This window comes from Lacinutrix sp. Hel_I_90 (assembly GCF_000934685.1).
GTDB lineage: Bacteria > Bacteroidota > Bacteroidia > Flavobacteriales > Flavobacteriaceae > Lacinutrix.
Window position 1 is genome coordinate 119,197 of sequence record NZ_JYNQ01000001.1, and the last position, 24,772, is coordinate 143,968.

At 34.8% G+C, this 24,772-nt stretch carries 22 protein-coding genes; 7 read left to right on the top strand and 15 right to left on the bottom strand.

Features of this window, described 5'->3' with window-relative positions; translation table 11 throughout:
* Window positions 1-23: 23 nt before the first annotated feature.
* The 3 genes from GQ46_RS00465 to GQ46_RS00475 all read right to left on the bottom strand — a co-directional run bounded on the left by GQ46_RS00465 (window position 24) and on the right by GQ46_RS00475 (window position 2,534).
* The gene (locus tag GQ46_RS00465) at window positions 24-338 is read right to left on the bottom strand and encodes a CCC motif membrane protein (protein WP_044397388.1); all 315 of its coding nucleotides are present in this window, start codon (window positions 336-338) and stop codon (window positions 24-26) included.
* 12 nt (window positions 339-350) lie between these two features.
* Window positions 351-635, bottom strand: a complete 285-nt coding sequence (locus GQ46_RS00470; RefSeq protein ID WP_044397390.1) for a DUF2752 domain-containing protein — start codon at window positions 633-635, stop codon at window positions 351-353.
* Window positions 636-722: 87 nt separating this feature from the next.
* Window positions 723-2,534 (bottom strand): T9SS type A sorting domain-containing protein, encoded by a 1,812-nt coding sequence (locus GQ46_RS00475; RefSeq protein ID WP_044397391.1) that lies wholly within the window; start codon window positions 2,532-2,534, stop codon window positions 723-725.
* 188 nt (window positions 2,535-2,722) lie between these two features.
* Between GQ46_RS00475 and GQ46_RS00480 the strand changes: the two genes are divergently transcribed.
* Both GQ46_RS00480 and GQ46_RS00485 read left to right on the top strand, forming a co-directional pair.
* Window positions 2,723-2,923: a hypothetical protein gene (locus GQ46_RS00480; RefSeq protein WP_231567299.1), complete on the top strand. Its 201-nt coding sequence runs from the start codon at window positions 2,723-2,725 to the stop codon at window positions 2,921-2,923.
* Window positions 2,920-3,492, top strand: a complete 573-nt coding sequence (locus tag GQ46_RS00485; RefSeq protein WP_044397396.1) for a DNA mismatch repair protein MutS — start codon at window positions 2,920-2,922, stop codon at window positions 3,490-3,492. The genes GQ46_RS00480 and GQ46_RS00485 overlap by 4 nt, the downstream gene beginning before the upstream one ends.
* Here the strand turns inward: GQ46_RS00485 and GQ46_RS00490 are convergent.
* Window positions 3,489-4,430 (bottom strand): hypothetical protein, encoded by a 942-nt coding sequence (locus GQ46_RS00490; protein ID WP_044397398.1) that lies wholly within the window; start codon window positions 4,428-4,430, stop codon window positions 3,489-3,491. The genes GQ46_RS00485 and GQ46_RS00490 overlap by 4 nt on opposite strands.
* Before the next feature lie 170 nt (window positions 4,431-4,600).
* Here GQ46_RS00490 and GQ46_RS00495 point away from each other — a divergent pair, with 170 nt between their 5' ends.
* Both GQ46_RS00495 and GQ46_RS00500 read left to right on the top strand, forming a co-directional pair.
* Complete coding sequence (locus GQ46_RS00495; protein ID WP_044397400.1) at window positions 4,601-5,743, top strand: cysteine desulfurase family protein; 1,143 nt, start codon at window positions 4,601-4,603, stop codon at window positions 5,741-5,743.
* A 77-nt stretch (window positions 5,744-5,820) separates the two neighbouring features.
* The gene (locus tag GQ46_RS00500) at window positions 5,821-6,603 is read left to right on the top strand and encodes an alpha/beta fold hydrolase (protein ID WP_044397403.1); all 783 of its coding nucleotides are present in this window, start codon (window positions 5,821-5,823) and stop codon (window positions 6,601-6,603) included.
* Here the strand turns inward: GQ46_RS00500 and GQ46_RS00505 are convergent.
* Together GQ46_RS00505 and GQ46_RS17510 are read right to left on the bottom strand one after the other, a co-directional pair.
* A complete protein-coding gene (locus tag GQ46_RS00505; RefSeq protein ID WP_044397405.1) occupies window positions 6,600-7,715 on the bottom strand; it encodes an SDR family oxidoreductase in 1,116 nt (371 codons plus the stop codon). The two genes, GQ46_RS00500 and GQ46_RS00505, sit on opposite strands and share 4 nt — an antisense overlap.
* 39 nt (window positions 7,716-7,754) lie before the next feature.
* Window positions 7,755-7,928 carry a Lacal_2735 family protein gene (locus tag GQ46_RS17510; protein ID WP_044397406.1) on the bottom strand — a complete coding sequence of 58 codons (174 nt, stop codon included), beginning with the start codon at window positions 7,926-7,928 and terminating at the stop codon, window positions 7,755-7,757.
* Window positions 7,929-8,244: 316 nt separating this feature from the next.
* Here GQ46_RS17510 and GQ46_RS00515 point away from each other — a divergent pair, with 316 nt between their 5' ends.
* Window positions 8,245-9,696, top strand: a complete 1,452-nt coding sequence (locus GQ46_RS00515) for a hypothetical protein (protein WP_044397408.1) — start codon at window positions 8,245-8,247, stop codon at window positions 9,694-9,696.
* Between the two features lie 623 nt (window positions 9,697-10,319).
* Here GQ46_RS00515 and GQ46_RS00520 read toward each other — a convergent pair.
* From GQ46_RS00520 to GQ46_RS00565, 9 genes are all read right to left on the bottom strand, one after another.
* Window positions 10,320-12,026 (bottom strand): sodium:solute symporter, encoded by a 1,707-nt coding sequence (locus GQ46_RS00520; protein WP_044397410.1) that lies wholly within the window; start codon window positions 12,024-12,026, stop codon window positions 10,320-10,322.
* 230 nt (window positions 12,027-12,256) lie between these two features.
* Window positions 12,257-14,782, bottom strand: coding sequence for a PIG-L family deacetylase (locus GQ46_RS00525; protein ID WP_044397412.1), 2,526 nt, complete (start codon window positions 14,780-14,782; stop codon window positions 12,257-12,259).
* Between the two features lie 220 nt (window positions 14,783-15,002).
* Complete coding sequence (gene corA, locus GQ46_RS00530) at window positions 15,003-16,082, bottom strand: magnesium/cobalt transporter CorA (RefSeq protein WP_044404318.1); 1,080 nt, start codon at window positions 16,080-16,082, stop codon at window positions 15,003-15,005.
* Window positions 16,083-16,092: 10 nt separating this feature from the next.
* Window positions 16,093-16,623 carry a mechanosensitive ion channel family protein gene (locus GQ46_RS00535; RefSeq protein ID WP_044397414.1) on the bottom strand — a complete coding sequence of 177 codons (531 nt, stop codon included), beginning with the start codon at window positions 16,621-16,623 and terminating at the stop codon, window positions 16,093-16,095.
* 36 nt (window positions 16,624-16,659) lie between these two features.
* Entirely contained in the window at window positions 16,660-17,568 is a 909-nt protein-coding gene (locus tag GQ46_RS00540) for a hypothetical protein (RefSeq protein WP_044397416.1), read from the bottom strand.
* 31 nt (window positions 17,569-17,599) lie between these two features.
* Window positions 17,600-18,193, bottom strand: a complete 594-nt coding sequence (locus tag GQ46_RS00545) for a Maf family nucleotide pyrophosphatase (RefSeq protein WP_044397418.1) — start codon at window positions 18,191-18,193, stop codon at window positions 17,600-17,602.
* Between the two features lie 2 nt (window positions 18,194-18,195).
* Window positions 18,196-19,104, bottom strand: coding sequence for a geranylgeranylglycerol-phosphate geranylgeranyltransferase (locus GQ46_RS00550; RefSeq protein ID WP_082041684.1), 909 nt, complete (start codon window positions 19,102-19,104; stop codon window positions 18,196-18,198).
* A 358-nt stretch (window positions 19,105-19,462) separates the two neighbouring features.
* Window positions 19,463-19,993 carry an HAD family hydrolase gene (locus GQ46_RS00560; RefSeq protein WP_044397424.1) on the bottom strand — a complete coding sequence of 177 codons (531 nt, stop codon included), beginning with the start codon at window positions 19,991-19,993 and terminating at the stop codon, window positions 19,463-19,465.
* Window positions 19,980-20,741, bottom strand: a complete 762-nt coding sequence (locus GQ46_RS00565) for a Rossmann-like and DUF2520 domain-containing protein (protein WP_044397426.1) — start codon at window positions 20,739-20,741, stop codon at window positions 19,980-19,982. Before GQ46_RS00565 ends, GQ46_RS00560 begins: the two co-directional genes overlap by 14 nt.
* Window positions 20,742-20,801: 60 nt before the next feature.
* On the opposite strand from GQ46_RS00565, the gene GQ46_RS00570 reads away from it, so the two are divergent.
* Entirely contained in the window at window positions 20,802-21,209 is a 408-nt protein-coding gene (locus GQ46_RS00570; protein ID WP_044397428.1) for a group III truncated hemoglobin, read from the top strand.
* Window positions 21,210-21,298: 89 nt separating this feature from the next.
* Window positions 21,299-24,553, top strand: a complete 3,255-nt coding sequence (gene ccsA, locus GQ46_RS00575; protein WP_044397429.1) for a cytochrome c biogenesis protein CcsA — start codon at window positions 21,299-21,301, stop codon at window positions 24,551-24,553.
* Window positions 24,554-24,772 lie beyond the last annotated feature (219 nt).

Here is a 24,772-nt window from a genome sequence, read left to right on the forward strand (position 1 = left end):
TATAAAATTTAGTTAGTTAAAGTTTATTGCATTTGCTCCATCATCTCTTGATAACGCTGCATGCTTTCTTCAAAACCTCCTGTTGAAATATAATAGATATTATATATTAAATAGACGGCATTTATTATAGTAATTACCAAAGCTACAATTTTAGCGGTATTCATGGCTTTTATATCACCTTCATACTCTTCTGGGTTTAATTGAGCGGCTTTAATTTTACTACTAGCAATAAAGTAAGCTGGAGCAGATAGTAAAACACCTAAACCTGCAACACAGCAGCATAAAAGGCCGATAATTGATAGCACATAAACTAAGGTTGGGTTGAGCTTTTTTTTCATAAGTTGGTTTTGTTAATTAAAAAATTTGATTGTAAAACTAATAATAATTATTAAAACAGTGGCAATAGCAAGTCCGTTAATTACTTTATTCATGTATTTAAACTTGTAAAAAAGAGAGGTGACTATTAATAAACCTAGTGGTACTAAGGTGTAAACCGCGGGATACATTTTAAAAGCGGCTATAAATTCACCATGAAATAAAAGGTTCAATCCGCGTTGCAGCCCACAGCCTAAACAATCAAAACCAAACAGTTTTTTATTCAAGCAGGGTAGCATGTAATCTTCTGGTAAACGCATGAAGTTGTTTTTTGTAAATGTAAAAAAATAGCACAAAAAAATGCTGCTATTTTTAAATAGCAGCATTTTTTATGTTCTATTCTAATATTATTTATTAGAAACTATGATTTTTTTATTTAATACATTATTATTATCTAAAGTAACGGTCACAATATAAACCCCTTCACTTAAGTTTTTAGTAGAAAACTCATGGCGCTCATTAGTGTCTAAATCCATTCTTTTAAAAATTTGTTTACCCGCGATATCTACTAGAGATACAGACTTTATGTCCAGAGATTCTGGATTAGCAATCACTAATTGTGACAAGGTGTTATTTTGGAAAACAGTAAAATTACTATCTTCAAACTGGGTTGTGCTTAAAGTGACGCCATTTGTAAACGTAATTTCAAAACGATCTGTATAAGTTCCTGTTTCTAAATTAGCTTCAAAATTCAGGCTTGTTAAATCGTAATAGATGTCGGTTACTTTGTCATGCATGTAAATGGGTTGCGAATCAAAATGCTGTACATCGAATAGGCGAACTCTTAATGGCATATTGGCATTTAATTTAATAACCAATGGTATTTTTAAATTGATATCAAAGCTGTGCGCCTGTGTTATGTAAGGCATATCACCTAAAATAAAGTAAGCATCTCTGGTCTTTGGTTCTAGATTATTAGACTCTAAACCATAATCAAACCCATCGGTAGCATCAGGATGGAAATTATGTAATAATTGTCTAGTTGTTTCGTTATTAAAATCTACATTTAGTCTAAAACGCTTTAAACCTGGTAAATCTGGCAGGATTTGTAAACCGTTTTCATCGTACTGAAACTCATTTACAACACCACTTGTTGTAGATTGTGTCTCTCCATCAGGCTCGGAATTAGTAGAAGATGCTGTTTTAAAAAATTCACTATTACTATCACTTTCTTTGTAATACACTCTATGCTCATTTTTTACTTGCGCATTACCATCTGCAGCACCTTCAATCATAAAGCCTTGTCCAACTGGAAGATAGCGTTTTACCGTTTTTCCACTCATAGAGGAAGAGCCTGTTGAATTAGGATAACCGTCGGGTCCAAAAGTGGTGAAAACTGCAGGAACAAAATTTTCCATTGTACCATCAGAAGCAATGGTATATATGGCGTAACCCCCAACCGATTGATTAAGATAATGAGTCATAGCCGTCATGTCTTGTTCCCAGAAAAATAATGTACCAGTGATAACACTTGAGTTGTTTGTATCATGAATGTAAGCTGCCGCATCTAAAGCCGAAGGATAGGGGTTGCCCACCAAAGTATAATTGCCATTTAGAACCGCCGTGTTTAGTGTACCAGAATTTGGCTTTCCTCTAAAATCATACTGCTGACTTGTTGAGCCGGTGGTACCTTTCATTGTAAAACCATAACCAGGTGCTAAGTCTGAGCCATCACCAATATAATCCCATTCAGCATATAAGGTGCCTGGAGAATAACCATGTAACCAAAATCGGGCAATACCTAGAGGGGATGACGTACCATCATAACCCCCAATCATAGCTGCTGGAGTACTAGATGTTAAATCTGTAACGTCATTTAAAATGGATGCATCAGATTTAAACGCACTGTTGCCATTTGCATCAATATTTACATTGCCTACTGGAGAAGCCCAAAAATTATAAGCATAATTGTGAACTGTGCCTTCTTGATAAACACTAAGTTTTCCTGAACCAGCATTACCCGTTGTGCCAGCGCCTTGTAATAATTGTCCATCATTACGTAAATAAACGGTAGAATTAGTTTCTTTTAAATTTACATCGTCTTCGACGTACACATAGGTGTCGCTAACAAAGAGGTAGGCATCATTTCGGACTGTTAACTGGCCGAAACAAGCACTGGATATTAAAAAAAGTGTTAAAAACCAAGTAGGAGTTTTCATAGGAGAATAGGTTGTTAATTAGTAACATATAGATTTAATAGCATCCACAAAGGTAAGCTAATGTGTTATAAGTTACAATAATTTCTATAATTTTTATTTATAAAGACTTACGAAAAATTGATAGAAGCGGTTTTATTAGAACAGCATTCTTATTTTAATTTAATATTTTAGCAAAGAAATTAATAAGAATGAAAAATATAATTAGCTATCTTTTAATACTTATGGGTGGTTCTATTGCTATCTATGCAAATGCAACTGAAAAGCAAAATGTAATGCTACTCATTATTGGTATTGTTACCTTAATGATTGGCATTTATGGCTTGAACAGAAAGCTATCAAGCAAGTCTGTTGAAGCATCTAAAACACATAATCAAGAGGAAGAAGAATGAATTTTAAAGTCGGTGATGTCGTATTTGTGTTAGATGAAAATCTTTCGGGAGAAATTATAAAAATTAGTGGAAATAATGTAACTCTTGAAGATACCAATGGGTTTGAACTCATTTTTGATGCTTCAGAAATTGTAAAACAGCAAGATAATTCGTTAAAACGGGATGCTTTTTCGGGTAAAAACATTGCTGAAATAGTTTCAGAAAAAACACCTGAAAAACGCAGAACCCTTCCAAAAGTAAAACCAAAAGAACGCTTTCAGCCTACAATGGAAGTCGATTTGCATATTCATCACTTGGTTAAAAGCGAGCGCGGGATGAGTAGTCATGATAAAAAAATGCTGCAATTAGATACTGCCAAACACAAGTTAGAGTTCGCAATGAAAAAGAATATTCCAAAAATTGTATTTATTCATGGCGTAGGCGAAGGAACTTTAAAAATCGAACTTGAATATTTATTTGGACGCTATGATAACGTTAAGTTTTACGAAGCCGATTATAAAAAATACGGACAAGGCGCGACAGAAGTTTACATTTATCAAAACAAAAAAGCTAACGATAGTAGTTATTAAAATGTAGGTGTTACAGTTCTTGTTTTTGAAGTAATAGGACTGTCAAGGAATCCAAAATCAAGAGTATCTTGGATTAATACTGGTAAAACGATACCTGAAAGGACTAATTGTATAGAAAATTCTTGTCTTATAGTATGCGCTTTATATGTTGTCGTTGTAAAACTTTCTGCAACTTCGGCATTCAAATAATCTGGGCCAACCGCGCTATTAGTTATATCATCTGTTGGATTATTATTTTGAGAGATACTTTCTTCATTTCTTGTTAACACGTCATCAGCATCATCATCGGTGTCCAAATAATCTGGTGTGCCATCGCCATCGGTATCCTGAGCATCGCTTAACCCTAATTCGACCGAATAGTTTGGATTTTCAGTAGAGGTATTCACATTGTCTCCATCATCATCGGGATCTAAATAATTGGGTAGACCATCGCCATCTGTGTCAGTAGGCATTGTGGAAGGATCATTATCACCATCTAAATTTTCGTCTTCAAATGCTGCGGGAATGCCATCATTGTCATCTTCAACTAAGTTGGTGGTAAATAGAACGGTACCTACGTTAGAACTATAATCATTAGTCACACCTGGATTTGCAGGAGGTATATCGTTGCAAAATAAGTTCACAGGCTCCGTGTTATAGGTTCTGTAATTAAAACGATTAGTAGTGCCGTTAATTGTAATTGTAGGTTGTTGAATTAATACCAATTCTACGAGTAAAGAACCGGGTTCAATAGGTTGAGTTTCAAAAAAGGTTTCTAAATCTACACCAGTTAATTGCAAAGAAAGCGATTCATTAGGACTTGTTTTCGTTTTGTATAGTACTAAATCACCACAGGCTTTATACGTATTATCAAAATCAAGTTCAGTAGTGATAATGTCACCATCATTACATGAAGTTAAAACTAAAACGGTCACTAATAAAGAAAAAAAAGCTCTCATAGAAAAAAGTAGATTATCTCACAAAAATAATAGAATTGTGTTAATGATAACGCCATGAGCTAGCATTAATTTTATTTGGCTTATTTTTGTGCTTTTAAAAGCCGTTTTTTTCGCTGTAAAGCTACAGTATGACTAAATTGGTTTAAAAACATTAAAGTTTTCACAAAAAAATGAAACAAGTCTATTTTGATAGTGCAGCAACAACACAATTAAGAGCAGAAGTTATTGAAAAAATAACAGATTCTATGAAAACATGCTATGGCAATGCCTCATCAACTCATAGTTTTGGGCGCAGCTCAAAATCATGTATAGAAAATGCGCGCAAAACAGTGGCTAAATTATTAAACGTGTCGGCCTCAGAGATAGTCTTTACATCTGGCGGTACGGAAGCAGATAATTTAGTGTTGCGCAGTGCTGTACGTGATTTAGAAGTTAAAGAGATTATTACTTCCAGGATAGAACATCATGCGGTTTTGTATACGGTTACTCAATTAGAACAGGAATACGGGATTTCGGTTAAGTTTGTTAATTTGGATGAGAATGGTAGTATGGATTACAAACATTTAGAAGCGTTATTGCAAGCCGATAAAAAACAGCTAGTCAGTTTAATGCATATCAATAATGAAATAGGAAACATTTTAGATATTAAAAAAGTAGGTACGTTATGCAAAACATACGGTGCTTTATTTCATAGTGATACTGTACAATCTGTTGGGCATTATGAAATGGATTTACAAGAGCTTCATATTGACTTTATGGCGGTGAGTGCACATAAATTTCATGGTCCAAAAGGCGTAGGGTTTGCTTTTATAAGAAAACATTCTGGTTTAAAGCCGCTCATTTTTGGTGGAGAGCAGGAGCGCGGCCATCGTGCAGGAACAGAAGCGGTACATAATATTGTGGGTCTGGAGGAAGCGCTAAAATTGGCCTATGCACATTTAGTTGAAGAACGTGCTTATGTGACCACGTTAAAGGCTTATTTTATTAAGCGTATTACAGAAGCTTTTCCAAAAGCAACCTTTAACGGTAATAGTGCCGATTTAGAAAAAAGTACCTATACCTTGGTGAATGTTTGTTTGCCTATTGCGGCAGAAAAAGCATTGATTTTATTGTTTCAGTTAGATTTAAAAGGCATCGCGTGTTCCAAAGGGAGTGCCTGTCAAAGCGGAAGTGCTAAAGGCTCACATGTATTATCTCAAATATTATCTGATGAAGACATGCAAAAACCGTCTTTGCGATTTTCATTCTGCAAATACAATACAAAAGAAGAGGTTGACTATGTTATAGAAGTCTTGAAAGAATTTGTCTCATAAAAGCAGCTTCGGTGATTTTGATTTTTTATTTCGAATTTATAATCTGTAATACCTTACTTTTGCATAAAAATTAATCGGTGCTTAACTACACAACATACTTACATAAAACGGCAACTGAATGGGTTACTTTTGTGCATGGCGCGGGCGGAAGCTCTTCTATTTGGTTTAAGCAAATACGTAGTTTTGGTGCACAATTTAATGTGCTTATTTTAGATTTGCGTGGACACGGAAATTCTAAGCCAGCACTTAAAGATGCCTTTAATAAAAAGTATACTTTCGATTCTATAACGCATGACATTGTAGAAGTTATAGATCATTTAAAGATTGAAAGCTCTCACTTTGTGGGGATTTCTTTAGGGACTATTTTAATAAGAAATCTTGCTGAAAAGCATCCCAAGCGTGTAAAAAGTATGATTATGGGTGGTGCGATTATGAAATTAAATGTCCGCTCTCAAATTTTAATACGATTGGGCGTAATTTTTAAATCGGTAGTGCCTTATATGCTCTTGTATAAGTTCTTTGCGTTTATAATTATGCCAAGGAAAAATCACAAAAGCTCGCGTTTACTTTTTGTAAATGAAGCCAAGAAACTCTATCAAAAGGAATTTGTGCGTTGGTTTAAGTTAACCTCGGAAATTAACCCGCTATTACGCTTCTTTAGAGCGAAGGATATTAAGATTCCTACCCTATATGTTATGGGAGAAGAAGATCATTTGTTTCTACCTTCTATTAAAAATGTGGTGTCTAAACATTTACAAGCCACGTTATTGGTTATTGAAAATTGCGGACACGTAGTCAATGTAGAACAGCCAGAACTATTTAATACCAGAACGATTCAATTTATAAAAGGATTGGCTTAGTAACTCTTTCTAAACTTCTTTTCGACTGAAAAATCAATGAGATTCATAAAATTCTCATGCACACCTAGTGTGGCATCTAATTTTAAGTGTTCAATTAATTTTTGAATGCGTTTAGCATCAAATTGTAAATCTGGAATAGAAACATATTTTTCAAAAACAGAACCAATCGTTTTATAGTATAACTGCTCAAAGCCATTAAGATTTATTGGTTTTTCTGAAGCGTACTCATAGTTAGTAATGGCAAAAGATTCTAAAACGTCACCAACATAATCCTTATGTAAAATCTGTTTTGGGTTGACGATATTGAGTTCTTTAAGATCAGGATTTAAAAACGCGTGCAATATGGCTTTCGATACAAAATCTACAGGCACGATATTGAGTCCGCTATCTTTATCAATCCATATCCTAAAAGCATCTTTAAACTTTGGGGCATACTTGTCTAAGAAAATGGCCCAGGCATAAAAGACATCAAATTTTGGTGTTTCAAAAAAAGGTTTATCAATTAAGCGGCCACAAATAATACTAGGTCTTAAAATTTGTGCGGTAATTTGTTGTTGTTGGCAGGCTTCCTGTACAAAACGCTCGGTTTCGTATTTAGATTGCTCATAAGGATTTCTAAAATTGCTAACGCGGTAATCTCCAATAGTATCGTTTACTTTTTCTTTTTGAATGCCATAAGAATAGGCGGTACTAATGTAAATAAAACGATCAACCCTAGTTGGTAAATTATCTAACAACTGTTTGGTTGCTAAAAAATTCTGCTCATGTACCTGTGTTTTTGTATCAGCTGCGTTAGATAAGTTTGTAGAACCTGCACAATGGATAATGGTATTGAAATCGTAGGCTTCTAACGTGTTTTTAGAAATAGCGATTAAATCTTCAGCGATTACTGTAATTTTAGACAAGCAGTCTTTAATGCTAAAGGCATCGAGATAGCTTGGACGCGAGGCATCATTTAAAATGTGAAGTAAACGTTCTTCTGCGGCAACAGCATTATTACGAATAACCACAAATAGATGATTAACCGTTTGATCTACCAATGCTTTTTTGAGCCAATCGAAAATAACGTGGCTTCCAACAATTCCAGTACCACCAGTAAGCAAACAGTTCATATTATTTTAAATATTTTAGAGTGTAAATTTAATCTAAATTTACTCGCCTTGCTTTAAAATATCGATTTGATCTAGAATTGCTTGTGCTTCCGCTTGCTTTTTATCACTTTCACTGCGGTTAGTTGTTGATAACTTAAAAGACTCTTCTAATAGTTTTTTGTATTGCTCTTGAAGTTTATCGAGCTTACTTTTCTTTTTAAATAATCCGAACATAATTGTTTTTTTACAAAGATAAGACTTGTGTTAGTCCGTTTTTGGTAAGGTTTTGTTAATTGTAAAGGCTTTATCCTGAGTTGGTCGTTTTTTCAAGAGCCTTGTTCAGGTTTAGAATGTCGTAAAGCTTGTTTGTACTACAAGTTGTTTTAATCGATTAAAAACATGAAAGGAAAAACAAAGGTTTAATATTTGTGTATTTAAACGATTATTATTGCTTTTTAACTGTTTTTTTTGTTATATTGCCAAAATAATGTAATAATTTTTATGTATTTGTTATTACCTACGATACAAATAATCAGAATCCCTAAACGCTATGAAATCAAATAAGCTAATTTTTATTGCAGGTGTTATACTTTTTATTGCGACCTCATTACAAGCACAAATAGGTATTGGGACTACTAATCCCGATGTTTCCTCAGCATTAGATATCACGTCTACAACGCAAGGCATATTAACACCTAGGATGACTACTGCCCAGCGTACAGCTATAGCTACACCTGCCAAAGGATTAATGGTTTTTGACACCGTTGAAGCTGTATTTTATTTTTACGATGGAACAGGTTGGTTGCCATTAGAAGGCGCAGAAAAACGGAATAATTATAAACTAGTACAATCTGATTTAGATCTTGCCGATGAACTTGCGGCTGGAGGAAGCGTGTATCTTTTAGATGAGAATACATTGTATGAAATTAATGGTACAATTATGTTGGCTGCACCCATTGATATTAATGGTGCGTATGTCTTTGGGGCAGATGGAAATGAGGATGTCTTAGTGCGTGTTGGAGGCGTGATATTTAGTGGAAATAAGGGTGGAGGAATTAAAGGAGTCACTTTAACTGCGCCCGGTGCTGGTGGTGCTGTATTTAATATGACTGGAGATGGCACTGAAAATGTTATTTTTAGAGATTGTGCGGTTGTAAACTCAGGATCGGTTGGAACGATTACGAATTATAATATTGTTTTTTTAGATGTTATTCAGTTTGTGGGTAATACTACTGGAATTACATACACAGATATTAAACAGTTACTTTTAAATTCTACAGCATGGGACGGCAATAACCTTGGTGTATATGAAACGTACGTAGGTACTTTTGATATTCTGACAAAACAAGGTGGCTACTGTAAAGTTGATGGGGCTACAGCAGCTATCGATGTTACAGGCGTTACTTCAATTATTGGTAGTGGAGGAATACAGATTGTTGATTTTTTTGGAGGAGGCAACTACATCATTGGTAACTCACCTTATGCAGGTTATAATTTCACAAATGATAGGAGTATTAGGAGTCCCGGAATACCTGCTGAAACAGACGATAATGCTCAGGGAGATTTTAGTTTGGATGTTGCAGTTGGTTCTGGATTTACCACAACGTTCACCGGCACAGGAGCAAGTAGCAGAACAAAATTAAATGGGATTACGGTTGGAAATGATTTGTTTCGTTTTGTTTCAAGCGGCAATAACCGATTGGTTTATGATGGAAGCCAAACCAGATATTTTAAAGTAAATGTTAGTCTTTCATTTCAAGGTAATAGTAATAACGATATATTTATATTTTACATCGCCAAAGGAAATAGTGGAGACCCAACAGCTACAGTGGATGTAACCACTAAAGTGTACCGAGAGGTAGGTTCAAATTTTGATATCGGTTCCGTACCAATATTAGGTTCAGTAGAACTTTCACCAGGCGATTTTATTGAAGTTTGGGGAGAACGATGGATTGGATCTGGAAATATAGTCGTGATTTCAATGAATATGGTGGCTAATTAACATCCATATTGGAATTTAAACGTAATGCGTAACTCTTTTATATAATTATGAAAGTGCTATAATAGTACCTTACTCTAAACGCCCTAAAAAGTAATAACACTTGCGTCATACAAGTAATAGGATAATGCTTTACACATTTAGTTACTTGCTCTAGATAGCCATTTTGCATACGTTAAAAGCATTCAATAACTCTTTTTTTATCGGCTTTAACTCTGGACTATATTGAATATATTTCTCTCTGGCATATAATTCTATAGACTTCTTTAGGTATCTTAATAAGCCATTTTTTATCCATACCCATACCCATATCCATGTTAGTTTAACTTAAATGCGAGATTAATAGTCACAGCGAGATTAATAGTCACACTCCATGTTCTTAAAAGCCCGTTTGGCAGGATTGGAGTGGTAATAATTGTTAAAACTCCTAAAAATAACCTAGATTGAAAATAGGTCACTAGTGATTACTCTTGCTTTATACGTGATGCTTACGATTACTAATTCCATAATAGCTCTAGCGTTTTGAGGTGTAGGCATTTCAGTTTGTAATTTTATGCTAACGACCTTTATAACAATTAACAGATGTCTTTATTGGGCTACTTTTTTAAATACTATACAATTTATTTTTAACTAGAATGTAATGTGTCATTTGTTGGAGTGATGCTCTGTAATACACTTGCAATGGCTATCACAATAACACAACCTAAGAAATTTAACCATAAAAACGGCAGGTTTATAACCTCAAACTCATTTAAAAGAAATAATGTAATTACAATAGCCTGTGTAATAAAGGCGGCGACAAACACAGCGTTGGCTTTAACAAACTTAAAGAAAAAGGCGAGTAGAAAAATACCCAATACATTACCATAAAATATCGAGCCTATAATATTAACCAGCTGGATTAAATTTTCTGCTAAATTGGCGACACAGGCGACACCAATGGCCATGATTCCCCAAATAAGTGTAAACCATTTAGAGGCTTTTACCATTTCTGCTTCGGTTTTTTCGCCCACTTGTTGTTTGTATAAATCTATGGTGGTGGTACTGGCTAAGGCGTTTAATTCGCTAGCGGTACTGGACATAGCAGCACTTAAAATAACGGCCAATAATAGGCCAATCAACCCTTTTGGTAGGTTGTTTAGTATGAAATGAATGAATACATAATCTTTATCGTTGCTTTCTACCTTGATACTTTTTGCTTCACCAGCTTTTTCAATTAATTCCTGACCTTTTTCGCGTAATTCCCGGTATTTTATCTCATTGGCTTCAATAGCGGTAATACTAGTGCTGTTTTTTTCTTGCACAAAGGTTTCTATGGCTTCTTTTTTCTGAATAAATAAAGCGTTTTGTTCCTTTTGAATAGCCTTGTAAGCTTCACTATATTCAGAATTTAAAACCACATCAGTAGCTGTCGGATTAAAATTAACCGGGGCTTGATTAAACTGATAAAACACAAAAACCATCACACCCACCAACAAAATAAAAAATTGCATGGGTACTTTTAAAAGTCCGTTAAAAACCAGACCTAACTGCATTTCACGTACAGATTTACCTGAGAGATAACGCTGCACTTGACTTTGGTCTGTACCAAAGTAAGCCAACATTAAAAACGTGCCGCCTATTAAACCAGACCAAATGGTATAACGGTTATTTAAATCGAAAGAAAAGTCGAGTATTTCCATCTTACCACTGGCACCAGCAATGTCTAAAGCACTTGAAAAGGTGATGTTGTCTGGTAATTTATTAAGGATCAAAATAAAAGCGATAATCATTCCTGTGAAAATGACAATCATTTGATGTTTTTGTGTCACGTTTACGGCCTTTGTTCCGCCAGATACCGTATAAATAATGACTAAAAAACCAATAATAATATTAAGAAATAATAAATTCCAACCTAGAACAGCAGACAGGATAATAGCAGGCGCAAAAATGGTGATTCCAGCCGCTAAGCCACGCTGAATTAAAAACAAAATAGCGGTTAGCGTTCGTGTTTTTCTATCGAATCTATTTTCGAGAAATTCGTAAGCCGTATAGACTTTTAGTCGGTGATATAATGGAATAAATACCATACAAATCACAACCATGGCGATAGGGAGTCCGAAATAAAATTGTACAAAGCCCATACCGTCATTAAAGGCCTGGCCAGGAGTAGAGAGGAAGGTAATGGCACTGGCTTGTGTTGCCATGACCGAGAGCCCTATGGTCCACCACTTTGAGGTATTGCCACCTTTTAAATAGTCTTCTACATTTTTACTGCCCCTGGTTTTTAATGTGCCGTAAATAACAATGGCTAAAAGTGTGCCTGCTAAGACAATCCAATCAAGTGTTTGCATAATCTAAAAGGCTTTCATGATTAAATAGAAAACAATAATATAAACCACGTTTGCTAAGAGAATGAGCGTATAGAGTTTATTCCATTTGTATTTTTCCATGGGGTTGGTTTTTATTAGTTGTTATGATGAGCGCATTACATTGTTAAGAATAAAAGTATTTCGACCAGTTTTACATGGCTCTTTGCCATTCCTGTATTTTTATTTCAATAAGGCTCAAGCTTAACTTTTCTTTAATTTTTAGCTTCAGATTGGTCAGTAATATTATTTTTTCCAATAGATAGCATATTAGCAAATAATCTGTAGGCACCTGAAACACCTGCTGGAAACTCTCTAAAAAAGCTTAGTCCCGTATAGATGTAATAGCCTTTACCATGTTTTGCAACTAACAGGCTTCCTGTTTTTGGTGTTTCACCGTTATCGTTCATGGAAAGTAGAGGTGTGAATTCGCTTGACCATTCACTGGGGAAATACAAACCGCGTTCTTGTGTCCAGCCTTCAAAATCCTTTTTGGTGATTTTGTTGGGTGCATTTAGCAACTCATGATTGGGCTCTAAAAAAGTGACTTCGGCAAATTCATCGGTAACTCTGTCACGAGATAAAGTGATAGGGTAGGGCGCTATTTTATCAACTTTTATTTGATGCCTGGTGTTGTATTGCACAATCATATTACCACCATTCTTAACAAACTCAAAGAGTATGTCTTGTTTGTAATTCAGTGCTTCTATGGTATTATAGGCGCGAATACCAATAACGACTGCATCAAAGTTGCTTAAGTTTTCTGGTGTAATAGCGTCTGGTTTTAAAATAGAGACTTTATAGCCGATTTGTTTTAAGCTTTCTGGAACCACATCGCCAGCACCTTCAATATAAGCGATGTTTTCGCCTTTCTTTTTAATGTCTAAGCGTACAATTTTACTTTCACTTGGCAATATTACTGTTTGAAAAGGAATGTGATCGTAATCAATTTCTATGAGTTCTTTGGAGTACGTTTTATCGCCTATTGTAACAAGTGGTTTAAGTAAACCTTCACTTTGGTATTTTGGAGGCGTCACGCTAAAAACAAGGGTTTGTTCCTGGCCTTTATGGGCAATGTTTACGTTTTGTTGTTTGGGATATACCTGCCACTCTTTAGGGCATGCCAACGCCACAACGCCTTCTAGATTATCGCGGCCTGCTTTAACGACTACTGGAATGTCTTTTTGCTGATCGTTTTCAAAAATGATCACGTTCTCAGTTACTTTTGCTGAAACTTCAGGAATGATTTCAAAGGGTTTGTACACTTCGCCTTTAACGGGGTCGTTGGTTTTATAGACTATAGCTTTAGTGAATGGTATTTTTGTGCCTTCTATAGTTACGTTGAAAATAATCTTGAGATTTCTAGGTGTTTCTGGTAAGCCTATTTGTGCTTTGTCTGGGACATTATACATGCCTAAACTACCTTTTTCCGTTAACCAATACGGGGTAGACTCTTTCTCTAAAGTTGGGATTTTTAGAGTAAATGTATCTTCGTTTTCTATGTTTTGTTTTAAAGCGAGATTTAATGTGTTTCCTTTTATATATGGATATTCAATATTTTCTATAACTATAGCTGAAGCACTTCTGTTTATGGTTTCAATTTTTACTTTTATTTCGTCACCATGTGTGGCGTTATTCACTTCTGCTACCGCTTCTAAGTACAAACCAGTACAAGCAGCAATGACTTCTTTTATCGCTTTAGTTTTATATGTTTTCCAGTGTTCATTTTCTAATTTCTGAATCATGGTATAGACTTGAACCAGGTCAGGGACAGAAGCTGAGGGATTTGTGAAATCATACGCGCGTAATACTTTTTCTAAAAGCATGCCAATGGCTTTTCCGCCTTTAACACGATTCCAACTCGTATCAATGCCATCAAAAATATTGGATTTATCTTCTGGTAAATCACCTTTTATTAGTTCGATGTATTCCTGTTGTTCACCACGTGTTCCTGTGTTTCCAAAACCTTGTGATTTGTGTTGACTTCTGCTTAATGCAGCAATTTCAGTATTACTCAACCCTTTAGAGGGATAATACACACCAACATCGAAGTTTAATAAATTGGTTTTATCTGCTGCATCAAATTTTTCCTGAGACCCATAAAACCACCATGAGGTATTGAAGAATTCACGTTTTGGTTGCCAGATACCGTATTGCTCTGCTTGATTTGGATAAGCCATTGGATCGCCTGCCAGATCAAAAGCTTCAACACTTAGCATGGCAGAACTGGTATGATGGCCATGGGTTGACCCTGGACTTCTATGGTCGAAACGGTTAATAATAATGTCTGGCTTAAATTGGCGAATAGCTAGAACGACATCACTTAGTACTTCCTCTTTATTCCAAATGGCCAATGTTTCATCTGGATGCTTAGAATAGCCAAAATCATTGGCTCGTGTAAAACGTTGCTCACCGCCATCTATACGTCTTGCAGCCAGTAATTCTTGTGTGCGAATCACCCCTAAGAGCTCTCTAATTTCTGGTCCTACAAGGTTTTGTCCGCCATCACCACGGGTTAACGATAAATAGGCGGTACGTGCTTTGAGGTGGTTGGCCATATAGGAAATTAGTCGCGTGTTTTCATCGTCTGGATGCGCTGCAACATATAACACAGAACCTAAGAAATTGAGTTTTTCTATAGATTCATAAATTTCTGAAGCGTTTGGCTTTTTAGGTTGTTGTGCGTGACTATTGAATAGAAATAGACAAGATAATAGGAGTGTAGCAATTATTTTTCGCATGGGTTTGGTTTCAATTTGTCCCGAATTTCAGGGAGTTTTCAAATATAAACAAACGCCTTTGGAATATTTAGTTTTTAGATTTCTTTAACGTAGTTGGGTAGAAGACCTGCAGTTGTTTATTAAACGCTTTAGGGGAAGACACTAATATTAGCGCTATAAAATGGACTGTATTAACTTTATTTTGAGTCTGCTAACTGCGACAAACTTTTAAAAAGTAGTTTTACAACCACTTTTTCCGCTTAAAATAATACATCATTCCTATAAAAATAATGATCATTACGCCCCAAACAATATGATACCCATATTTATAATGCAGCTCCGGGATATTGTCGAAATTCATGCCATAAACACCAGCAATAAAAGTTAGCGGAATAAAAATAGTGGCTATAATGGTTAGTACTTTCATCACCTCATTCATACGATTACTAATCGTGGTCATGTACATATCCATTAATCCCCAAATCATTTCACGATAGATGTCTATAGTATCAGACACTTGAATAATATGATCGTAAACATCGGCAAAATAATGAAGTGTTTTCTGGTCTATAAGTTTGCTTTCACTTTTATCGACGCGGCTAATAATTTCACGAAGTGGAAAAATAGCGCGACGTACTTTTAGGACTTCCCGTTTCAACGATTGAATCTCGGTAGAGATTTCATCTTTAGTAAGCCCTTCAAATAAACTATCTTCTAAATCTTCAATTTTATTGCCCATTGTTTCAATAATGGCATAATAATGATCAACAATCGAATCTATTAAAGCATACAATAAATAATCGGAACCAAGTCCACGAATGCGTCCTTTACCCTGGCGAATACGTTCTCTTAGTGGGTCAAACACATCACCTTCAGCTTCCTGAAATGTAAGTACATAATTACTACCAAGCACAAAACTGACTTGTTCTGAAACAATTTTCTCTTCAGCATCATAATACATCATTTTTAAAACGATAAAAATATAGTCCTCATACTCATCAATTTTTGGACGCTGATTAGTACTTACGATATCTTCTAAAACGAGCGGATGCAAATGGTAATGGTTTCCTATTTTTTCAATTTCATCAACATTATTAAGTCCGTTAATATTGATCCAGCTAATAGAATCTGTAGCTTTATAGGCGAAAGCTTCTTCAACACTTTTTAGTTGTTTTTCGTTGCAGAAATCTGAATTATAATCAAAAGACTCCATTAATAGGGGGTTGAAGTCTTTTTTTCCTGTATAAATAACTGCTCCAGGTACTTGACCAACCTGCTTTTTATAGTCTTCTGTGCGTTTTTTCGGTTTGCGTTTTGCCATGAAATAGGTGTTAATGGAAATCGCCAAAATCTTCAATGGCATCTTTCTCGACTAAAGTTACAGCTTTTTGCAGAATCAAATTATTGGGATAGGTCACCAGGTCGCCATTTTCAATTCGTAAGTGAAGTTGAAAGGCTCTAATGTCTTCAATAACAGCTTCTATAGGGTAATCTTTATCATGTATTTTTATTTTATCGCCTACTTTATAAGGAAATGAGAAAAACATGATAATACCAGAAGTTACATTACTTAAAATAGACCAAATGGCAAATAAACCAATGCCTATAACAGCAAATACAGAAGAAAACATTACAGAAATGTCTTTAATGTCGGTTCCTACTACAAAAGCTTCAACAAACATAAAAATGAGAAATAGCGTCACTGTATAATAACGCGAAATCAACTTTACTCGGGCATCGTTTATACTACTTTTTTGACCAATTTTTCTGATGGTTATTTTTCCTAAAAAACGAATTATAATTACAATGGCTAGTAAAATACCTGTGTTTATGAGTTCGGTTTTATAAATTTCTAAAAACATAATTAGATTCAATTTCTTGCAAATATAGAAGAGTTTTTATTCTAAGAGGAGTGTTTTGCGCAAGACTTCATTACTATTCCTGTTTTTATTCCAATAGTCCGATTTAATGGTTTTTAATAGGCTTGCTTTAGTCGTTTTTCCATCTGTGGTTTCCTCCCAACTTAAAATAGTATAAGGGAAGTTAGCGCTAAAAGTAATCGCTAGTGTTCGGTTTAATTCTGGATAAGTTAATGAATAGGTATAGTCTTTTATTTCACCTGTAACGTCATAGGCTTTAAGTGTTTTATGTTTCAACCGGATATACTCTAAAGACGGTATCATTTTAAAATCACCTGAAGGAAGCGATTTTGGAGCGATACGTAATTGTGTCCAGATTTCATTTTCTAGAGGCACTTTTTCTAAACTGAAATCCTCATCTGCTTCACCTTCAAAATAAGAATGAGACGTAATATCAAACTGTTCTTTGTTATTGAGCTGCAGATAGACATGACCACACCATTCTTGAATAGAACAGCTTACTTTAATAGCATGTTGGTCGTTACGTACTGGGTAAAAAGTACTTTGCATAATAGCATACGGGTAAATGCCTGAATTAAAATTTTTAGTACTATTTAATTTTAAAACGGGAATATTTGTTGGAGCATTCCTATCTGCTTTTACTTGCGCTTTGGCTAAAAAGGGCTCAGTCACATAAACCAGAACCGCTTTCCCTGTTCTTAGTTCTCCATAACGCATTTGTTCTAATTGATAGGATGAAATTTCTGCTTCGCCAGCATACCAATAGTCTTTAAACGTTTGGCTTAATACTGAAGCTGTTTGAATAGGTTTTTCCTCGGTTACAGTGGATTCAAATAAATTATTAGCAATAACTTCTCTTGCCTTTTTTTCACAAGATTGAAACAGAAGGAGTATAATTAAAAAGCGGCAAAGAATTGTTTTTGTCATCACAGAAGGTTTCTGTTATAAAATTACAATTCTAAAGCCCGTCTACAAAATCCTTTAACGTTTTGTACACTAAATGTGTGGGTAATCCCACAACATTAAAATAAGAGCCTTCTATTTTCGTAACACCAATGAGCCCAATCCATTCTTGAATCCCATAAGCACCGGCCTTATCTAAAGGTGAATACGTATTAATATAATGCCAGATTTCTTCATTTGTAAACGCTTTAAAGGTGACATGAGTCACTGCATTTTCCGTTTTTTGAAATTTTTTTGTTCGCACACAAACCGAGGTAATGACTTCATGAGTAGTATCACTCAACGATTTTAAAATAGCAAACGCTTCTTCTTTATTTCTAGGTTTACCAAGAGCAGTACCTTTATGCCATACAATGGTATCGCTGGTTATTAAAATGTCGTTAGCCTTTAATTCCTTTAAAAAAGGCATCGATTTTAGTTGGGCTAAGTAATCTGTAATCTCAAAATGACGTAATTTTGGCGGATATTCTTCTTTTATTTCTTTTAACCTGATTTCAAAATCTAAACCTAAATCTTTAAAAAATTGATGCCGTCTTGGCGAACCAGAAGCCAGAATAATATTATAATCTTTAAGTTTTTCGTTTAGCATTATTATAAAATAATATAGTAAAGGACCATAGAAAGCATGCCTGTGATCATGACCATTTTTAACATGAAGCTAATGTGTTTGAACTGATGATTATTTTCTGCTGAAAATAATTTTAGGGCAATATAAATTAGCGGACCAACAACAGCTACTAAGAAATAAATAATGGCTTCGGTATGCATGTAAAGGAAGGTGCCTATGTAATATATTATTATTAAAATAGTAAGACAGGTTAAACTAAAAGCAATTTTTGCTGTTCGTAATTTTCCAAATACGATAGGAAGTGTTTGCATACCTACTTTATGGTCACCATCGACATCCTGGATATCTTTTACAATTTCACGAATAAAATTGATACAAAAGGCAAAAATGGCAAAATCGGCTAAAACTTCAAACATCGTTGACTGTACACTTTGATTTTGAGGAGTAATGGCAGGAATTAGTTCAAACATACCTACAATCATCACGCTTAACGAAACTAAAAGAGAGACTAGTATGTTACCAGCAACTGCAATTTGTTTCAAATAGGAGGCATAGACATAAAGGGCTGCTGAAATAATTACAAACATGACAAAAAATTCGGGTTTACCAACCGAATGCGATAGATAAAAGCCACAAAAAACACCAATGACAGTAAAAATGATATACAGGTAGTTCGCTGTTTTTTCTGAAAGAGACTTACCCACAACCACTTTGTTTGGTTTGTTTACCGCATCGGTTTCCATATCATAGATGTCATTAATCACATAACCGCCAGCTGCTATAAATAGGGTGGCTAGAATGAGAAATGTAAAACCCAAAGCGTTTAATGTTGTGCTAACAGCAAAGGCTGGAAATAATGTGTATTTAATTAAAAGTTGCACTACGGCAATCATTACAAGGTTTTTCCAACGGATAAGTTTAAGTATATTCAAAGTGTGTGGGTTTGTTAATGATATAAAAATCCCTCAAAAATAGCTTTTATTACTAAAAGGAGAGGTGTTAAAATTAAAATCAATACTGCAATAGTATTTTTCTGTTTGTTTTCTGAACGTATGTTGTCTATTATAGATTTTCTAGCTTGGTCAGACAATATGTTATCGTTGAATACGCGCTTAAATTCAGCCTGACTTTTAGTATTTAATTGCGCCTTTATTTTTGAAAACACCTGTTTTAGTTTTCTGTTAAATACGGAAGCCTGTTGCCCGAACTTGTATAATTAGATCCAGTAATAGGTCTTCTTTTGTTACTTGTCAAAATTAATAATTATTCCATAAATATTGTGAAAAAAAATTAAAGAGAGGCGTCAAAGTGACCATCCCAGTCACCACGAACCTTTAGAACCTGCTCAATAACATCACGAACACAACCTTTACCACCATTTTTGTGAGAAATATAATGCGATAATGCTTTTATTTCAGGAACAGCATCTTGCGGACATGCTACCAAGCCCACGAGTTGCATCACTGGAATATCTGGAATATCGTCCCCCATATATAGAATGTGCTCTGGCTTTATATTTTCCGTTTTTATATAGTCTAGAAATTGATCCTTCTTTTTATGCGCACCCAAATAGACGGATTTCACACCTAAATGATTTAAACGTATGCGCACACCTTCATTGGTTCCTCCAGAAATAACACAAACATTATAACTCTTATTTAGTGCTTGTTTTAAAGCATAACCATCTTTTACATTCATGCTGCGAAGCATTTCGCCAGTAGATGTAATGAGTAACGAACCATCAGTTAAAACACCATCTATATCAAATATAAAGGAGGTAATATGTTTTAGAGATTCTTTATAACTTTTATCGTCTGCCATGTGTTTTTTGTATGGATTTGGTTAACAACTCGTAAACCGCTTTATGATGCTCGCTTTCCAGTTGTTTTAAATGTCTTTTAATTGTTTTTTTATCATTGCGCAGCGCTGGCCCAGTTTGCGCCATGTACGGTGAAAGCGTTTCAATTTTTTTAGCCGTTTCTTGAATTAAAGGCTTTAAGATATCAAATTCAGCACCATTGGCTTCCGTGATTTCGTGTGCTATTCGGTATAACTGATTGGTGAAATTATTCACAAAAACAGCGGCTAAATGAAGACCTTGACGTTGGTCACTGTTCACTTTATGGCTTTTACTACCTATGGCTTTTGCTAAAGCTTTTAGTTTAGGTAAGTCTTTTTTATTTAGTGTTTCTATGCATAAAGGGATTTGCGTAAAATTGACTTCAGCATCCTTAGAAAAGGTTTGTAGCGGATAGAATACACCTCGTTTTTGTTTTTTGTCAACCGCATATAAACTGGTGCTTCCTGAGGTATGAACGACCAATCTGTTTTCAAAAGGTAAATGTTCTGAAAGTGTTTCAATGGCATCATCACTAACTGCTAATATATAAATATCGGCTACTACTAGTTGTGATAAATCATCTGTAATAGCAACAACATTCTTATAACGGTCAATTGTTTTTAAACTACGATTATACCATTGTTTGATATTTACATCTTCTGAAGCAGAAAATGCTTTAAATAAATGAGTGGCCACATTTCCTGCGCCTAAAAGTACTACTGAAATCATGCGGCTAAAATAAGTATCTCTGTAATCATATAAAAGACGTTTAAGCTATCTTTGTAAACAATGGGAAAAAAAGACATTCAAACTCGGGAAGATATTTATCAATTAATGACTCTTTTTTATGCGAAAGTGAGAAAGGATAATGTTTTAGGTCCTTTCTTTAACAATAGAATAGAAGACTGGGAAGCACACCTGCAACAGCTTACGACATTCTGGGAATCTAGTTTGTTTATGTCTAGAAAACTAGAGGAAAAATACAGTGGAAATCCCTTAGAAGTGCATGTTACTGTTGATAAAGAAAATAATAATAGTATTACTGAGTTACATTTTGGTATTTGGTTGAACCATTGGATACAAACGATAGAGGCCTTGTTTTATGGTGAAGTAGCCGATAATGCTAAGCGAAGAGCTCGTAAAATGGGGACTTTTATGTATTTGAAAATTTTTGAAGCCAGAGCAAAAAACAAATAGAATTTTAACACTTATTTGCGCTAATTCCTGTCCTTAAAAACAAACAAAAACCCTTATCTTTGCACGAGCTAAATATAGCCTTGATTGTTATGCAAAATAAACTCGCAAAGATCCTCTTTTCTACACGTTTAACTGCCATCTTATTTTTTCTTTTTGCCCTAGCGATGGGTATCGGGACTTTTATGGATGCCGGACAAGAAACCTCTCCAACACCGTATTCAAGGTATTGGATTTATAACACCCTTTGGTTTGAGGCGATTATGGCTTTTTTCGTGATCAACTTTGTTGGAAATATTTTTAGATTCGGTTTATATAAAAAAGCAAAGTGGGCGACATTAACGTTACACTTAGCTTTTATTTTTATTTTATTGGGTGCTTTTATCACCAGATATATTGGATATGAAGGTAAAATGCCCATTTTTGAAGGGGAAACTGAAAACACCTTTCTTTCTGAAAAAACATATCTCTCTGCTTTAGTCAATGGTGATTATCAAATTGATGGTATACCACAGCGCTTGCGTATTGAAGAAAAAGTAGATTTTTCTGAACGCTTAAACAACACACTAGAGCTTAATGCGGAATATGGGGATACACCAGTACGTATTACCTTGGCTAAGTTTGTCTCTAATGCTGAAGAAGATATTATTCCAGATGAAGTCGGAGAAGAATATCTTAAAATTGTTGAAGCAGGAGATGGCGCACCACACAACCATTTCCTTAAAGTTGGAGAAATTCAAAACATACATAATGTTTTAATTGCGTTAAATAAACCAACAGAAGGTGCTATTAACATAACCTATCAAGGGGATTCTTTAAATATACAGTCGCCATTTGAAGGGGAATATCTTACCATGGCAACTATGGAACAAGGTAAGTTGCTTAAAGATAGTATTCAGCCTTTAGCGTTACGCTCACGTTACGTTATTGGAAACATGCAAATGGTATTCCCAAAACCGGTTGTTAAAGGGTATTTTGATATCGTAAAGAAATCAAAATTACTTAAAAGCGATGAAGATGGCATTGTGGTTAATGTTACAGCAAATGGAGAAACTAAGCAGGTTAATTTAATAGGAGGCGTAGGGACCAACAATCAGTGGGAAAAAGTAACTGTTGGCGGTTTACAATTCGATTTAAAATTTGGTTCAAAAGTTTTAGAACTGCCGTTTAGCATTAAATTAAATGATTTTGTTGCTGATAAATATCCAGGAACAGAAAATAGTTATTCGGCATTTTCAAGTCAGGTGACTATTTTAGACGAGGAAAAAGAGAATTTTGATTATAAAATTTATATGAACCACGTTTTGGATCATCGTGGCTACCGTTTCTTTCAATCAGGATTTGATAATAATGAACAACGTACCATACTTTCTGTAAACCATGACCGTTGGGGTACCTGGTTTACATATTTTGGATATTTTCTTTTGTATTTTGGTTTAATGGCAATTTTATTTGATAAGAATACACGTTTTGCTGATTTAAAACGCGCATTAGATAAAGTAAAGGAAAAGAAAAGCAAGTTAGTAACCATTTTATTGTTTTGCCTTACGCTATCAGGGTTTGCTCAGGAACAGCATAGTGACGATGATGGACATGACCATAGTGAACATGCGAATGGAAATGAAGAAACAGCTAATATTAAAGAAGATCAAGAATTTTCTTTTGCCGAAAATAAGGCAAAGGTTGATTCTATTTTAAAGGTTAATGTTGTCCCAAAAGAAGAAGCTGAGAATTTTGGAAAATTGGTCATACAGGATATTGGCGGTCGCATGATGCCTGTTAATACCTATGCTTCGGAGTTTTTAAGAAAACTGAGTAAAAATGATACATACGAAGATTTTACTGCAGATCAAGTTTTCCTTTCTATTCAAGAAAGTCCGTTGTTGTGGTATAATGTACCCATCATTTATTTGAAATCAAAAAAGGCAGATTCAATTCGAAAAATCATTGGCCTAGATACAAGTGAAAAATATGCCACTTTAGGACACTTTTTTACGAACCGCGGAGAATACAAATTACAACCCTATTTAGAGGAAGCTTACAAAGCGCAAATACCTAGTGGATTTCAAAAAGAGTTTAAAGAAACAGATCAGCGTGTTAACTTATTGTACAACACTATTCAGGGCAAGTCTTTAAGAATTTTCCCTGTTCCTGAAGATGAAAATAACAAATGGATTTCTGCAGAAGAATATAAAAAAGAGGGTTACAAAGAAAAGATTTCAGATTCTATTTATGCAGGCTTTATAGCCGGTAGTTTTGATGTGTATTTGTATCGTTTGAACGCAGCAAAGCAATCAGGTGATTATAAAGAGGCTAATAAGTTATTGGCAGCCTTTAAAAAGAATCAAAGGAATTTAGGGAGTGAAGTCATGTTAAGTGACGATAAAATTAATACAGAAATACGTTATAACAAATACGATATTTTCAAGAAACTGTTTAGTTGGTATATGTATGCTGGAGCATTACTTTTTGTGGTGTTAATTGTTCAAATATTTAGAGATAGAAGCAAGGGCATTAATATTACGGTAAATAGCTTTAAAGTTATCATTTTAGGGCTTTTCATTCTGCATACTTTAGGTTTAGTCGCCCGCTGGTATATTTCAGGTCATGCACCTTGGAGTGATGCTTACGAATCGATGATTTATGTTGCTTGGGCGACCATGTTTTTTGGTTTAGCTTTTGGAAGAAAAAGTGATCTAACAATAGCAGCCACTGCTTTTGTAACCGCAATGATATTAATGATTGCCCATTGGAACTGGATGGATCCTGCAATCGCAAATTTACAGCCTGTTTTAGACAGTTATTGGCTAATGATTCATGTAGCTGTTATTGTTGCTAGTTATGGGCCATTTACCTTAGGGATGATCTTAGGCGTGGTCGTATTGCTGTTGATGATCTTTACCACCGAAAAGAATAAAGAAAAAATGCTCTTAAATATTAAAGAGTTAACCATAATAAATGAAATGTCACTTACCGTTGGTTTAGTGATGTTAACGATAGGGAACTTCCTTGGAGGTCAGTGGGCAAACGAGAGTTGGGGACGTTATTGGGGCTGGGATCCAAAAGAAACCTGGGCCTTAATAAGTATTATGGTGTATGCCTTTGTTATTCACATGCGATTAGTACCAGGTTTACGCGGACGCTGGTTTTTTAATTTAATGTCTATTGTGGCTTTTGCGAGTATTATGATGACCTATTTTGGTGTGAATTTTTATCTTGCTGGATTACATTCTTACGCCAGTGGAGACCAAATTGTAAGTTTAAAGTTTATTGGGGTTACTGTTGCTATTGTAGCTGTTTTAGGCTTTTTTGCCTATAAAAAGTATGCTAAATACTATAAAAAATAGATTTCTGTTTGATATTTATTACATTTAAGGATTAAACGCATCCAAATGAACTTTTTTAAAAACTTCGGAACAGGTAATATTTTGATGATTTTCCTCTGTGTGATCATTATATTATTTGCAGAATACTTATTCCTTACCGGAAAAGAAATACACGGTATCTTTGTTGGGCTATGGGCACCTACGCTTCTTGGTTTTATGATATTTATAAAATTAGTCAGT

Excerpts from the sequence above, each read along its gene's own strand:
- GQ46_RS00465 (WP_044397388.1), bottom strand. The coding sequence starts at position 338 with ATGAAAAAAAAGCTCAACCCAACCTTAGTTTATGTGCTATCAATTATC.
- GQ46_RS00470 (WP_044397390.1), bottom strand. The coding sequence starts at position 635 with ATGCGTTTACCAGAAGATTACATGCTACCCTGCTTGAATAAAAAACTG.
- GQ46_RS00475 (WP_044397391.1), bottom strand. The coding sequence starts at position 2,534 with ATGAAAACTCCTACTTGGTTTTTAACACTTTTTTTAATATCCAGTGCT.
- GQ46_RS00480 (WP_231567299.1), top strand. The coding sequence starts at position 2,723 with ATGAAAAATATAATTAGCTATCTTTTAATACTTATGGGTGGTTCTATT.
- GQ46_RS00485 (WP_044397396.1), top strand. The coding sequence starts at position 2,920 with ATGAATTTTAAAGTCGGTGATGTCGTATTTGTGTTAGATGAAAATCTT.
- GQ46_RS00490 (WP_044397398.1), bottom strand. The coding sequence starts at position 4,430 with ATGAGAGCTTTTTTTTCTTTATTAGTGACCGTTTTAGTTTTAACTTCA.
- GQ46_RS00495 (WP_044397400.1), top strand. The coding sequence starts at position 4,601 with ATGAAACAAGTCTATTTTGATAGTGCAGCAACAACACAATTAAGAGCA.
- GQ46_RS00505 (WP_044397405.1), bottom strand. The coding sequence starts at position 7,715 with ATGAACTGTTTGCTTACTGGTGGTACTGGAATTGTTGGAAGCCACGTT.
- GQ46_RS17510 (WP_044397406.1), bottom strand. The coding sequence starts at position 7,928 with ATGTTCGGATTATTTAAAAAGAAAAGTAAGCTCGATAAACTTCAAGAG.
- GQ46_RS00515 (WP_044397408.1), top strand. The coding sequence starts at position 8,245 with ATGAAATCAAATAAGCTAATTTTTATTGCAGGTGTTATACTTTTTATT.
- GQ46_RS00520 (WP_044397410.1), bottom strand. The coding sequence starts at position 12,026 with ATGCAAACACTTGATTGGATTGTCTTAGCAGGCACACTTTTAGCCATT.
- GQ46_RS00525 (WP_044397412.1), bottom strand. The coding sequence starts at position 14,782 with ATGCGAAAAATAATTGCTACACTCCTATTATCTTGTCTATTTCTATTC.
- corA (WP_044404318.1), bottom strand. The coding sequence starts at position 16,082 with ATGGCAAAACGCAAACCGAAAAAACGCACAGAAGACTATAAAAAGCAG.
- GQ46_RS00535 (WP_044397414.1), bottom strand. The coding sequence starts at position 16,623 with ATGTTTTTAGAAATTTATAAAACCGAACTCATAAACACAGGTATTTTA.
- GQ46_RS00540 (WP_044397416.1), bottom strand. The coding sequence starts at position 17,568 with ATGACAAAAACAATTCTTTGCCGCTTTTTAATTATACTCCTTCTGTTT.
- GQ46_RS00545 (WP_044397418.1), bottom strand. The coding sequence starts at position 18,193 with ATGCTAAACGAAAAACTTAAAGATTATAATATTATTCTGGCTTCTGGT.
- GQ46_RS00560 (WP_044397424.1), bottom strand. The coding sequence starts at position 19,993 with ATGGCAGACGATAAAAGTTATAAAGAATCTCTAAAACATATTACCTCC.
- GQ46_RS00565 (WP_044397426.1), bottom strand. The coding sequence starts at position 20,741 with ATGATTTCAGTAGTACTTTTAGGCGCAGGAAATGTGGCCACTCATTTA.
- GQ46_RS00570 (WP_044397428.1), top strand. The coding sequence starts at position 20,802 with ATGGGAAAAAAAGACATTCAAACTCGGGAAGATATTTATCAATTAATG.
- ccsA (WP_044397429.1), top strand. The coding sequence starts at position 21,299 with ATGCAAAATAAACTCGCAAAGATCCTCTTTTCTACACGTTTAACTGCC.